Raw genomic sequence first — 13226 nt, forward strand, 5'->3', positions numbered from 1 at the left:
CTCAGCGTACCCAAGCGCTCCAGAGCGTGCCGGCCTCATGGTCGAGCGCGAACCAGGCCTTGCGCAACCTGGCCTCGAGGTCCACTTGGCGGAGCTGCGCGTCGATGAGCGGGACCTCGCGCGCGTTCACCAGGAAGAGGGAGCTCTCGCCGACGCTGAAGCGCTGGTTCTCGCCATCGAGCAGGCGCTGGTTGTTGATGACCATGGCGGCGCCGAGGTCCACTTGCTGGCGGAAGATGCTGATGTCGTTCAGGCGCTCGCGTACACGGTTGCGGATGAGCAGCCGGTCGCGCTCCACGCCCAGCTGGGCGTCGGTGAGGCGGAGCTTGGCCAGGGCGAGCTCGCCGCGCTCACGCCGCAGCAGCAGCGGCATGCTGAATCCGACGCCCAGGGACTGCCCGTCGCCGATGAGCCTGGAGCCCGGTTCGCTGCGAAGGTTTTGGCCGTTGCCGAGCCACTCGTACTTCACATCAAGGTCCGGCTTGAGGTATTCCGCGCGCAGCCGGCGGTCGATCTCGAGCTGATCGAGGCGGGCGTACGCCTGTATGAGAAGGGGATGGTTCTCGAGCGCAACCTCCAGGGCGGTGTCGGAAGCGGCGGTTTCGATGGGGGAGAGAAGGTCTGCGGGCTCTGGCCTGACGGACTCCTGCAGCTCCAGCGGGCGCTGGCTGCTGTCCCAGAGGTGGTTGCTGAGGCGCAAGGCCGCGTTGCGCACAGCGAGTGCGGCCTGTTGCTGGCGCATCATGCGGTCCTGCAGCTGCAGGTAGGCCTCCAGCGTGTCGATGGCCGGCCGGTCGCCGCCGCGCCAGCTGCCGCGCACGGCATCCAGGCGCAACTCGGCCAGCCGCACGGCTGCATCGCTCACCTCCAGCGCGCGGTGCGCGGCAACCCAATCGGTATGGTCGCCAAGGGCCTGCAGCAGCAGGCTGTTGAGGAGCTGACGGCGCTCGCCCTCCGTGGCGCGCTGATAGGCCTGCGCGCGGCGAAGGGCAGCCCTCCGCTGGTCGATGAACAGCCCTTGCCCGATGGACGCCTTCACCCCCGCTCTAACCAGGCCTTCATCGGGGGTGCGCTGCTCGGGATTCAGGAAGGTGCCGTCGCCATCCTCGAAGCCGGCCAGCAGGTCGATGCCGTACCAGGTGGGCACTTTCAGCCCCGCTTCGAGCAGCGTGTAGTACTCCTTGTCCTCGAACTCCTTGCTGCGGTAAGCCGCGGTGGCCACCGGGTCGAATCCTCCCCGGGCGCTCCTCACGGCCGCATCGCCCATCCCGGTGCGCAGGGCGGCTTGCCGGGCCATGGGGTGGTTCTCGGTCACCAGCCGCACGAAGGCCTCGCGGGTGAGGGTGGCGGGCGTCTGCGCACTGCCGGTTCGGATCGCCCCGGCCATGCCGAGTGCGAGCAGCGCGCGCAAGGCGAATCCGAGGGTGTAGGGCGCTGCCATGGTCATTTGCCTTTCATGCTCACTGGCTCGGGCACCGCGTAGAGGTCCGGCGGGAATCCGTTGATCTGCCGCCACAGCTCATACCAGATGGGCACATTGCTCATGAGCGCGAAGCCCACGCTTCCGCCGCCCACGCGCAGGGCCTTGGGCCAGGGCTCATCATCGGGGTCGGGCGCCACCAGCAGGCGGTACTTGCCGTTTGGGCTGATGAAGTTGTCCACGGCGGCCACACGGCCCCCGAAGGTGCCGTAGCTCGCATTGGGCCAGCCGCTGAAGACGATGCTCGGCCATCCGTCGAACATGAAGCGCACCTTCTGCCCCTTGTTGATCAACGGCATGTCCATGGGGCGCACGTATAGCTCAACCGCCAGGTCGAAGTCCGCGGGCATCACGCTCACCAGTTCGTCGCCCTCCTTCACCGTCTCGCCCACGCCGGTCACCACCGCCTTGGTGATGTAGCCGCGCTGCGGTGCCGTAACGTAATAGTTGCCGGCCCGCACCGTGTAGTTGGCCAGGTCCACCTGCATCTTGCTCACTTCGGCTTCGGTGGTGTAGCGCTGGCTGAGGCTGGCGAACTTCTCGCTCTCGGCCTTGCTCAGCTTGTCGCGGTAGTCGTTGCGTATGCCGTCGAGGTCGAGCTGCGCATTGAGCAGCTCGTTGCGCGCATCCAGCAGTTTGTTGCGGGCATCGATGACGGTGGCCGTGGCGCGCTGCTGAGCCACCTGGCGGCGCTCGAGCTCCACCTTGCTCAGCAGCCCCTCCGTGAACTGCTGCTCCCCGCGCTCGAGCTGCTCCTCCGCCACGCGGATCTCGGTCTCCGCGGCGATTACGCGGATGCTGTCGCTCTGCACCTTGAGCCGGGCCTGCAGGATCTTGTTGCGGGCCTGCTCGAGCTTCACGCGCAGGGCGGCGTTGAGGGCATCGATCTGCGCATCGAGTGAGCGCACCTTCTCATCGTAGCTGCGCGCGGTGAGCTCCTTGGCGGTGATCTGCTCCTGCGTGCGGTCGAGCAGGAGTGGGTCGAAGTATTCGGCCTTCACCTCGCTGAGGCGGAGGATGGTGTCGCCTTTCTGCACCAGCTGGCCTTCCTGCACGAACCACTCCTCGACGCGGCCGGGGATGATGGCGTGGATGGTCTGCGGCCGCTGGTCGGGGCTGAGGCTGGTGACGGTTCCGCGCGCGCGTATGTTCTGCGTCCAGGGCAGGAAGAGGCCGATGAGGACCACGGCGCAGGCGGCGACGAGCCAACGGGAGAACAGCCGGTTGGCGCTGGCGATGCCGATGACGCGGAAGCAGCCGAATGTGCTGCGGTCCAGCGTGGGCACGGGATTGTGCGGGCTCAGGTCAAGCATGGCGTCAGGGCTTCGGTTCGATGCGGCCCTCGCGCAGGTGCAGCACGCGCCGGCACCGGCCCTGCAGCCAGGGGTCATTGCTCACGGCCAGGAGGGTCCATGGGCGCTCGGGCGCGCTGATCCAGCCCAGGAGCTGTTCGCGCTCGCGCGGCTCCCAGTCCTGCAGGCTGTCCTCCAGCAGGATCATGCGCGGCCGGCCGGCGATCGCGCGGGCCTGCACGATGCGCTTCACCAGGCTGCGGGGCAGCCGTGCGCCCTCGGGGTCGAGCTGCGTGAGGAGGCCGTTGGGCAGCAGCGCCAGTTGGTCCATCAGGCCGGTGGCCCGGCAGGCCTCCACCACATCGGGTTCGGTGATCCATTCACGGCCCACGGTGATGTTCTCCATCACGGTCCCGGTGAACACATCGTCATCGCTCAGGCAGTCCCCGATGATCGAGCGCACATCCTCCAGGTCGAGGCTGCTGATGGGGTGTCCATCGAGCATCACGCTGCCCTCCGAGGGCGCCAGGCCTCCGCCCAGGATGCGGAGCAAGGTGGTCTTGCCCGAGCCATTGGCGCCGCTGAGGCAGACCTTCTCGCCGGGCGCCAGGCTGAGATTGATGCCTTCCAGGACGTTGCGGCCGCTCCAGCCGCTGCGGAAGCCAAGCTCCCTGGTCTCCACGGCGAGGCCGGCCGCCGGGTCCTTGTCCAGCACCGTGAGCCCCCCGGAGCGCTCCAGGGCCACATCGGTGACCGCGCCGATCTTCTCCAGCGCAGTCACCAGGTCGTACACGCGGTCAAGGCTGATGATGATCTTCTCCACCGCATTGAGCAGCATCAGGATCACGATCTCGGCTGCCACGAACTGGCCTAGGTTCATCTGCTCGTTCATCACCAGCAGGCCGCCGAGCGCGAGAAGCGCAAGGGTGATGATCACCTTGAAGACCACCAACGCGGAATACTGCCCCACCAGGACGCGGAAGTGGGCCTTGCGCGCGCGCGCATAGCCGGCCACCAGCTCGTCGGCACGGTCGATGGGGAGGCGCGTGCGGCCCACCATCTTGAAGGTGTCCTGGCTGCGGCCGAGCTCCTCCAGCCAGTAGGCGGTCCTGTATTTGTAGGCGCTTTCCTCCATGCTGGTGGCCAGGCCGCGCTGGCCGGTGAAGCGGAAGATGAGCACGAGCAGCACCAGCAGCAGCAGGCCGAAGGCGATGAAGAAGGGGTGGTAGAGCGCGAGGAGCACCAGGGAGAGCATGATCTGCAGCAGCGCCAGCGGGATGTCGAGCAGCAGCTTCGCCAGGCTCTTCTGCACGGTCATGGTGTCGAAGAAGCGGTTCACCAGCTCGGGCAGGTAACGGCCCTGGGCGGCATCGTACCGGATGCGAGGGAGGCGGTAGGCGAACTCCAGCGCGCTGCGCGCGAAGAGCCGCTGCTGGATGTTCTCGGCCAGCGCCATCTGCATGATCTGCAGCACGCCGGTGAAGCCCACGCCGATGGTCACGAAGGCGATGAGCACGCCCCAGCTGGTGGCCACCTGGCCGCCGCTGATGAGGTTGATGATGGCCTGCACGCCGAGCGGTAGGCTGAGGCCGATGGCGCCCCCCACCGCCGCATACAGGTAGATGTGCGTGATCTCGCGCTTGTCCACCTTCAGGAGGCGGGTGAGCCGCTGCCACGGCGTGATGTGGGCGTTCATCGGCGTTTCTGATCGATGGAGGCGAACACCAGGTGCACGAAGAGCTCGGGCACCCGGTCCGGAGAGTGTTCCTTGCGGGCGGGGCGTGCACCGAACAGCGCGGGCAGCTGTTCGTGGAAGAAGCGCAGGCTGCCGGTGCCCTCCAGCACGAGCGCTGCAAGGTCATGCGCCTGCGGATGGCCGGGCTTGGCCGAGGTGATTAGGTCGCGCAGCCGGTGGCTCAGCCGGACGAAGCTGCCGAAGTGGCCGTCCTTGTCGCCGGGCTTCACCTCCTTGGTGAACCAGGCCTTGGCGCTCTCGTTCACGGCGATGCGGTAGAGGGCCTGCAGGTCGACGTAGTCGTGCCGGCCTCGCTCGGTGACGGCGCCCGCTACGCTGCGGATGCCGCGCTCCAGGCGCTCCCGGGGGTCGGCGATGTTCGCCGTGTCGAATGCCAGCTTGATCTCGCGCCACGCCCAGTACCAGTCCACGAGGTAGACGAGGAGCAGGTGCTTGTTGGCGAAGTAGCGGTAGACGCTCGTCTCAGCGGTGCCCAGCGCCTGGGCCAGCTTGCCGATGGTGAAGCGCTCGAAGCCCAGCTCATCGATCAGCCGGATGCTGGTGCCGATGATGCGGTGCCCCAGCTCGGTGGAGGAGGGGTCCTTGGTGAAGACGCGCTCCCGTACCTGCACGTCCATATGAAGGAGTCGATCCATGGCTCGGATTGCGTGCAAATGTTCCGCATCCGACAGCTGATATAACAGATGCGGTTGTTAAAATGTTTGATATGATAGTATTACTATCACACTGGCGCGCTCAATCCCCCTCCTCCAGGATGGCCAGCACGCGGTCCGGATAGTCGCTGATGATGCCTTGGACGCCGAGGGCGGCCATGCGGCGGATGTCATCGGGCTCATTCACGGTCCATACCACCAGCTGGATGCCGCGCTCCCGCAGCTTACGGGTGAGGGCCTCGTCCGCCTGGCTGAAATGCGGGCTGTAGATGGCAGGGTCGAAGGGCAGCCGTTGCAGGTTGGCCTCCAGGCCATCCGTGTTCTCCACGAGGAGGGCGAGCGTGATGTCGGGCTCCGCGGCATGCACGGCTTGGAGCACGGAAGGGTCGAACGATTGGATGATGCAGCGGTCGGTGATGCCGAGGGAATCCACCGCGGCGAGGACCAACCGGGCCAATTCCGGCGGCGGGGGCTGATAGGTGCCGTAGAGGGCGGGGTCGCTCTTGATCTCGATGTTGAATCCGGGGCTGCCGCTGCCCAGGAGGGCAGCCTCCTCCACCGCCTCCACCACCTCGCGCAGCGTGGGCTTGTGGGCGCGCCGCTGCTCCTGCTCCGGGAATCCGGGATGCTCGAGGCCGCCGCAGTCGTAGGTGCGGATCTCCGCCGCCGTCATGCGGTAGAGGTTGTGCTGCCGCTCCTCGGCTTCCGTGATGGCCTCGCCGCGGGGGCCGGTGCAGATCAGGTGGCTCATCCAGGGCTCGTGCGAGACCACCACCTGGCTGTCTGCACTCACCACCACATCGAGTTCCAGCCAGTCGACTCCCAGCTCGGCGGCCTTGAGGAAGCCGGGCACCGTGTTCTCGGGCAGCAGGCCCCGGCAGCCACGGTGTCCGTGGACCTCAGGGCGGGCGGGGGTGGCGGGCATGCAGGAGTGGAGGAGGGCGGCGATGAGCAGGGCCGCCGGGGTTTCAGCCTTGGCCATTCGGGAATGCGTGGATGATCTTGTCGGCGAGCACCTCGGCCATCTTCAGCTTGCCTTCGTGCGTCACTCCGGCGATGTGCGGCGTCAGCAGCACGCGGTCATGGCCGAGGAGCCGGCGCTGGGTGGCAGGGTCGATGGCGGGGTCGAGTCCGGAGAGGTCGGGCCGCTCGAATTCGAGCACGTCGAGGCCTGCGGCGATCACGCGGCCATGATCGATGGCATCGAGCAGCGCAGCGGTGTGCACCACGGCCCCGCGCGACGTGTTGAGGAACCAGATGGGCCTGCCCAGGCGGAGGAAGAAGCCGCGGTCGGCGAAGTGGTGCGTCTCCGGGGTCAGCGGCAGGTGCAGGCTGATGACGTCGCTCTCGCGCAGCACGCGCTCCAGCCCGCACTCGTGCACCCCGGCGCGCTCGAAACCGCTGCGGTACTTGTCGTGCGCCAGCACGCGCACCCCGAATCCGCGCAGCTTGTCGGCGAAGGCGCTGCCCATGTGGCCGTAGCCGATGATGCCCACGGTCTTGCCGCGCAGGTCGGTGCCGCGGTTCTCCTCGCGCAGCCAAAGGCCGGCATGCACCTGGTTGTTGGCGCGCACCAGCGCCTTCATCAGCGCCAGCAGCAGCATCACGCAGGCTTCGCCCACGCCATCGCGGTTGCCCTCCGGCGAGTTCATCACCTGGATGCCGTTCCTGCGGCACCAGGCGGTATCGATGTTCTCCAGCCCGCTGCCCACGCGCGCCACGAAGCGGAGCCCGTCGATGCGGGCGAGCAGGCTGCCTTCCAGGCGGCGGCTGCGGACCACGATGCCCCGCATGCCCTGGAGCGCTTCCGCCAGCCGCGCATCATCCACCTGGTGGAGCATCACCGCCTCGTGCCCCGCCCGGGTGAGCAGCTCGGCCAGGCGGGGGTGCGCATTGTCGATGAATCCGATGCGCATGGGTTCAGAGCATGAGGCCGGCCAGCAGCACGGAGGCGATGCCGAAGTAGATGAGCAGGCCCGTCACGTCCACCACGGTGGCCACGAAGGGCGCCGAGGAGACAGCGGGGTCGCGTCCCAGGCGCTTCAGCACGAGCGGGAAGAGGGAGCCGATGAGGTTGCCCCAGAGCACCACGCCCAGCAGGGAGATGCCCACCGCAAGGCCCACCTGCAGCCAGTGCTCGCCGTACACGGTCACGAACTGGCTCCACAGGGCCACGCGCAGGAAGCCGATGATGCCGAGCACCGTGCCCAAGGTGAGCCCCACGGTGAATTCGCGCTTCACCACGCTCCACCATTCGCGGATGGAGACGTCGCCCAGGGCCAGTGCCCGGATGATGAGCGTGCTGGCCTGCGAGCCGGTGTTGCCGCCGCTGCTGATGATCAGCGGCACGAAGAGCGCCAGCACCACCGCCTTGGCGATCTGGTCCTCGAAGAAGCTCATGGCCGTGGCCGTGAAGCTCTCGCCCACGAAGAGGATGATGAGCCAGCCCACTCGCTTCTTCACGATGTCGAGCCAGGTGCTGCTCATGTAGCTGTCCTCCAGCGCCTCCATGCCCGCCATCTTCTGGGCGTCCTCCGTCTCCTCCTCGCGGATCACGTCCACCACGTCGTCGATGGTGATGCGGCCCACGAGGCGGCCGCGCCCGTCCAGCACGGGCAGCGCCACCAGGTCGTATTTCTCCATGAGCCGGGCGGCCACCTCGGCGTCCTCGTCGGCACGCACGCTGATGAAGTCCGGCTCGTACACGTCCTTCACCGGCTGGAAGAGCGAGGTGGTGAGCAGCTTCTTCAGGGGGATGATGCCCACCAGCCGCTCATGCTGGTCCACCACGTAGATCGCATAGGGGTTGTCGATCTCCTCCCCGTGGGCCCGCAGCTCCTTCACGCAATCGCGCATGCGCCCCTCCACGCTCACCCGGATGAGCTCCTTGGCCATGAGCCCCCCGGCGCTGTGCTCGTCGTAGGCCAGCAGCTCGGCGATCTCTTCGCGCTGTTCGGCGTCCTCGATGTTGGCCATCACCTCCTCCTGCACGTCCTCCGGCAGGTCGGCGATCACGTCGGCGGCATCGTCGCTGTCCAGCTGGTCGATCACCTCCTCGGCGATCTCCTTGCCGGTGTAGGTGCCCAGGATGGCCTCGCGCTTGTCCTCCGGAAGCTCCAGCAGCACCTCGGCCGCCAGCTCCTCGCCCAGGGCATCATACAGCGTGTTGGCCTCCTCGGGGCGCAGCTGGTCCAGCACCTCCGCGATATCCGCCGGATGCATCTCCGACAGGTCGGCCACGATGGCCTGCGCACGGCCGTTCTCCAGGCCCTCGCGGATCCGTTCGAGCAGGGGCTTGGTGACATCGAAGGCCATGGCGGGTGCCCCGGCCTGATGGCGGTTGCGGAGCCGCGCGAAATTAGGCCTTCGGAGCCTGCTCAATGGCCCGCGTCAGCGCGATGAAGTCCGCCACGCTCAGCTGCTCGGCGCGCCTGCCCGCAAATTCAGCCGGCGGGGCGCCGGTCAGCTCCGGCAGCGGCTTCAGCGCATTGCGCAGGGTCTTGCGCCGCTGGTTGAAGGCGGTCTTCACCACCCGGAAGAAGAGCGCTATCGCATGGCAACCGCTGCGCGCCAGTGGTGGAGGGGTCTTATTGGCCATGGGTAGCCGCCTCCTCATCTCGTTCATACCCGCCCTTCAGCGCAGTCCGCAGGTTGGAGGCTGCGATCGTGCTCGCCATGATCAGCCCAGGGTGGCGCCGCATCGGGGTCCACGGCTTACCGCACCAGGATCTTGGCGGAACGGCGGTCCCGCTCACGGGTAGCATGCACGAAGTACACGGCGGGACCCGCGCGGGGCAGAGAGAACGTGGTGCGCAACCGCACAGCGGGCAGCGTGAGCACGGTTTGCCCGAGCGCATTCAGGATGTCGAGCCGCCATGGATGCGCGTCGGGAAGGTCGGCGACCCATGTGGTGCCCCCATCGATGGTGCTGCAGGACAATGCGGAACCTCCCTGCGGCGAAGCGCCGATGCCCGTGCCTCCCCCCGGCAGCGCGCCCAGGTATTGGGCCACCTGGTTGATCGGCTGGCCGTCGATCTGGTCGAATCCGCCGCAGATGTACAGGCTGTCACGCCAGAAGGCCATGTCGCGGATGCGGGCCAGGTCGGGCACCAAGGGGTGCGGGGTGTGGAATGTGCCCGGCAACCCGCTCCATTGGCTGCCGTCCCAGATGGCCAGCCCGCCATTGAGGGCCTGGCCGCCGGCGTGGTCGAAGACTCCGCCCACGTAGAGGTGGCCATGGTGCCATTTCATGCGCATGGCCGTTGCTCCGCCGGCCTCTGCCAGATAGGCCAACCCTCCGCCCATGTCGCTCCAGCTCTGGCCATCGAATGCAGCTACCAAGTTGCCGGGCGCGCCGGTGCTCTGCTTGAAGGTGCCGCACACGTAGAGCACGTCATCGTGGATGAGCACATCACGGATGTGGTAGGCGTTGCCCCAGCCGGGCACGTATTCCCATTCAGATCCATTGAACCGCATGAAGTACCTGATGCCAGGCCCTATCGGATTCTGGAATCCACCGGTCATGTAGGTCATGCCTTGGAATTCGAACACATAACCCACATAGTCGCCATTGTCCGGTGCCGGAGGGATCTGCCCCCAGGGCTCCCACTCGTGGAAGGCGCTGCCATCGTAGCGGTACACGCAGGCCTCGGGGTAGCCGCAGAGGCTCTCGGAGTAGCCGGTGGCGTACATGCTGGTGGCGCCCGGGGTCTTCTGCACCAGCGTATTCAGGCCGCTCATGGCCGGGTTGATGCACTCGAGTGCCTCCCAGCGCTGGGTGGCCTCGTTCAGGCGGGCGAATGAGGTATTCCACGTCCCTTGATCGGTCATGAATGTGTAGCCTCCGCAGGAGTAGAGTTCATCTTGGAACCGGAGGAACCAGAAGGTCTGTTGGGCGCTCCCGCCACCAATGGGTTGTATGCGGTGTGCCAAACTATCCCAGCGCATGCCGTCCCAGGCGGCCTGACCCACGCAGAGCACCGTGTCGCTCTGATTCAGGATGTACATGAACGTGCCACCAGCGAGCAACCGGTTGCTCACAGAATCCCCGAATAGGGTCTGCACCTCCAGGTGATTCAAGGTGCCGCGTCCACAGGCCTTCCAGTTGGGCTGGGCAAGCGCTGCAATGGTGCCCAGCCAACCTAATCCCAGGAGAACCAGACCGCGTCTCATCGCCTAGCAAGCTTAGCGTGAAGGGAGCTGCCCGATGCGCTAACTGCGCGTACCACATATAGACCGGCCGCGTGCGGTGAAAGGTCGAGCACATGTTGCTGCCGGGCTTCCTCCGCCAAGGTGACTTCGCGTCCCGCTGCATCGAACACCTGGATTACCCAGGTCTCATCGTCAGGCAGGCTCGCCATCCAAGCGCTCTGTGCAAACGGTGTCAGTAGCAGGGTGCCTTGCATCTGCGCAGGCATGGCCGCCTCAGGCAGGCCCACGGACAGTTGCGCACCGAAGCTGGAGATGAAGCCATCGTGCGGGGTGCTCAACAATTCCGGATACGCGATCGTGGTGAACTCATGATCCATGGCAGCCGAGAACTGATAGAAGGGCACCATCGATATGCTGGTGTTGCCGCCCAGGTTCCAATCCTGGTAAAGGTCCAGGTCGTTGTTGGGGTCGAAATCCCAGAGCGGGAACGCATCGGTCTGCTGGGAGGCGGTGGCGCCCACCAGGTACACCTCCGTGGCTGATGCGGCAATACCCCAACCACGGTCGCTCTGCACGCCGCCGAATGCGCTGCGCCATAGCATGGCTGGTGCCGGTTGGTCCGCCAGCGAGAGGATGATGGCATCGCGCCGGTTCCAGTAATCGTTCTGATCCTGATAGTAGTAGCTGCTGTTGATGTCGGTACTGAAGCCCTCGGCGCTGCGCGTCTCGCCGGTGATGAACACGCGGCTATCGTCGTGGCTGTTCACGTCCAGCAGCACATCGTCGCGCAGCCCCCCGATGAGCGTGCCGTAGTTGAGGTCGAAGGGCGCCAAATGGAAGCGCAGGATGAAGCCATCCGCTCCCTGGCCGTAGGTGGTGCCCGCATGGCTCTGGCTGTGATGCACGCCTGACCCGTCCGGATGGGGACAATGATCCTTGGTGAGCTCCGTATCGGTGGTATAGCCCACCACCCAGAGCGATTTGCTCGTGAGTTCAAGGCCGTATGCCTCCGCCAGCCAATCGCCCCAGCGTGTGCAGTATTCTACTTGGTACTGGTTGTTGATGTCGATGCGGGCGATCATGGCCGAAGGCCCATTCGAGCTGGATTGGAAGAAGGCGCCGGGCAATGATTGCGTATCCAGCGCGCTGCCCGTTCCTGTGGAACTGGTGCCTGTCAACCAGATGACCTTCTTGCCCGAACCCGGCACAGGCGCGATGCGCAGGTCGGTCACCTTGGTGTAGGCATCTTCCGGATCGTATTCACCGAAGGTGGTGGCCCATTCGATGTCGTAGTCCGCATCGAACACGATGAAGAAGCCGCCGCCAACGGCGCGGCTGAATGCGCCCGTGGGGGTGACAAGGGGGAAATCGGGCGTAGAGGCCCCCATGATGCTGAAGGTCTCGATCTGCCCGCCCACCACCACCTGGCCCGTGGGGTCCACATCGATGGCCAGGCCATGCTCGCTCCAGCTCACCTCACCGGATTGCCCGTGGGTGGTGGCCCAATCGCGTATGCCGTTCTCTTTCCTGAATGCACCGACCCACATGCGCATGGTGCCGCCATCATAAGCCTCCGCAAATGCATCTGTGAAAACAGAGGAAGGGTCTGTATAGGGCAAGAAATCCGTGCAATTGGTGCTCCCCGTCACGAACACATGATCTACGCTGCTCTCTTCAGTGGCATCCACCGCCAGTTTGTGCGCCTTGGTGCGCGCGCTCCACTTGCCCCCGTCGTAGCCACCGTAATAGGTGGCCCATTGGGTCACTTTATCGGAAGCACGCACCTTCATGATCACCGCGCTCCACCAGCCTGCGGGTTCGCTGATGAAGGGGGTATGTTCCGTGTAGCCTACTGCAATGGGGAAATAGGTGCCAGTCACATAACCGCAGGCGTAGGGGTTGCCCTGCTCATCCACTTCCACGCACTCCAGTTCATCGCCGCCCTGGCCGCCCGCGTAGGTGCTCCAGTTGAGGTTGCGCTGCTCGGGGCCGCCGCCCATCATGGCAGGCGGGTATCCGATCTGCAGGATCAAGGGCCAGGCGGGGTTGTAGCTCTCATACTCGAAGCCCACGGTGAAATTGCCCGGCTCTACCACGTAGTCCGCCGTCCAGTTCACGGGAACGACCTGGCCGTTGCCGTTGACTTGAAAGGCGAGTGCTTGATCCAGCTTGACCCACTTGTCCGCGAGATGGACCTTCAGCGCTCCTAGCCAATCGACTTTGATGCTGTCCTGCCCGGTGAAGCTCAGCTTCACATCGGCCGGGGTTCCGCCGGGCCGGATGACGATGGCCATGCGGGGCCCCGTGCTTCCATAGTAGTAATGGATATCCGTTTTCTCCCAGGCTTCTTCGTACACGACGCGTTGGTGTCCTTCCACCCCTTCCGCTGAGAATGATCCGAGATAATAATTGGTGACGCCTTCCAAGGCCGGGCCCACCGGAACCGGGTCCACCTCCTTGTCGCCCATGAGCATGTCGATCCGGTAGAGGGTATCCGTGGTGGTGCTGTCGTGGTGCAAGGCGGCCAGGGTGTAACTCACCAGGCTCTTGTTCCGCAGGAAGATCCCGATGGGGGTCCGCTCATAGTAGTAGGCGCAATCCGCCAAGGGTGTACCGTCGGTGCGCAGCACCTGCCCGGCATGCTGCCGCAGTGGCGTGAAGCCGTGACCGGCATCCCCATACGGATCGGGCGGCACATATACTTGGGCGCTAACCCCGGACACTCCTGCCAACAGTAAGCATTGGAGAGCTTGTGTCAGACGCCACCTGCCCTTGCCCCTGTCCTGCGTTCTGCGTTCTGCGTTCTGCGTTCTGCGTTCTGCATGGTTACAGGAATTGGATAGGTGAAGCTAATGCGCTTGCGCAACGCATCCAAAGGCTGTTGAAAAGTCGAG

Annotated in this window: 10 protein-coding genes; all 10 read right to left on the reverse strand. The window is 65.6% G+C overall.

Annotation, left to right across the window (positions count from 1 at the left end):
• Window position 1: 1 nt before the first annotated feature.
• On the reverse strand, window positions 2–1441 hold the full coding sequence (locus QY325_14765; GenBank protein WKZ66018.1) for a TolC family protein: 1440 nt from the start codon (window positions 1439–1441) through the stop codon (window positions 2–4).
• Between the two features lie 2 nt (window positions 1442–1443).
• On the reverse strand, window positions 1444–2793 hold the full coding sequence (locus QY325_14770) for an HlyD family efflux transporter periplasmic adaptor subunit (protein WKZ66019.1): 1350 nt from the start codon (window positions 2791–2793) through the stop codon (window positions 1444–1446).
• A 4-nt stretch (window positions 2794–2797) separates the two neighbouring features.
• A complete protein-coding gene (locus QY325_14775) occupies window positions 2798–4468 on the reverse strand; it encodes an ATP-binding cassette domain-containing protein (protein WKZ66020.1) in 1671 nt (556 codons plus the stop codon).
• Window positions 4465–5163 (reverse strand): TetR/AcrR family transcriptional regulator, encoded by a 699-nt coding sequence (locus QY325_14780; GenBank protein ID WKZ66021.1) that lies wholly within the window; start codon window positions 5161–5163, stop codon window positions 4465–4467. The genes QY325_14775 and QY325_14780 overlap by 4 nt, the downstream gene beginning before the upstream one ends.
• 100 nt (window positions 5164–5263) lie before the next feature.
• The gene (locus QY325_14785) at window positions 5264–6163 is read right to left on the reverse strand and encodes a glycerophosphodiester phosphodiesterase family protein (GenBank protein ID WKZ66022.1); all 900 of its coding nucleotides are present in this window, start codon (window positions 6161–6163) and stop codon (window positions 5264–5266) included.
• Window positions 6150–7097, reverse strand: a complete 948-nt coding sequence (locus tag QY325_14790; GenBank protein ID WKZ66023.1) for an NAD(P)-dependent oxidoreductase — start codon at window positions 7095–7097, stop codon at window positions 6150–6152. The genes QY325_14785 and QY325_14790 overlap by 14 nt, the downstream gene beginning before the upstream one ends.
• A 4-nt stretch (window positions 7098–7101) precedes the next feature.
• On the reverse strand, window positions 7102–8496 hold the full coding sequence (mgtE, locus tag QY325_14795) for a magnesium transporter (GenBank protein ID WKZ66024.1): 1395 nt from the start codon (window positions 8494–8496) through the stop codon (window positions 7102–7104).
• Between the two features lie 43 nt (window positions 8497–8539).
• Window positions 8540–8779, reverse strand: coding sequence for a hypothetical protein (locus QY325_14800; protein ID WKZ66025.1), 240 nt, complete (start codon window positions 8777–8779; stop codon window positions 8540–8542).
• A 116-nt stretch (window positions 8780–8895) separates the two neighbouring features.
• A complete protein-coding gene (locus QY325_14805) occupies window positions 8896–10353 on the reverse strand; it encodes a hypothetical protein (GenBank protein WKZ66026.1) in 1458 nt (485 codons plus the stop codon).
• Entirely contained in the window at window positions 10350–13055 is a 2706-nt protein-coding gene (locus QY325_14810) for a hypothetical protein (GenBank protein WKZ66027.1), read from the reverse strand. Before QY325_14810 ends, QY325_14805 begins: the two co-directional genes overlap by 4 nt.
• Window positions 13056–13226: the final 171 nt, after the last annotated feature.

The sequence above is a fragment of the Flavobacteriales bacterium genome (genome assembly GCA_030584065.1).
Lineage (GTDB): Bacteria > Bacteroidota > Bacteroidia > Flavobacteriales_F > PHOS-HE28 > PHOS-HE28.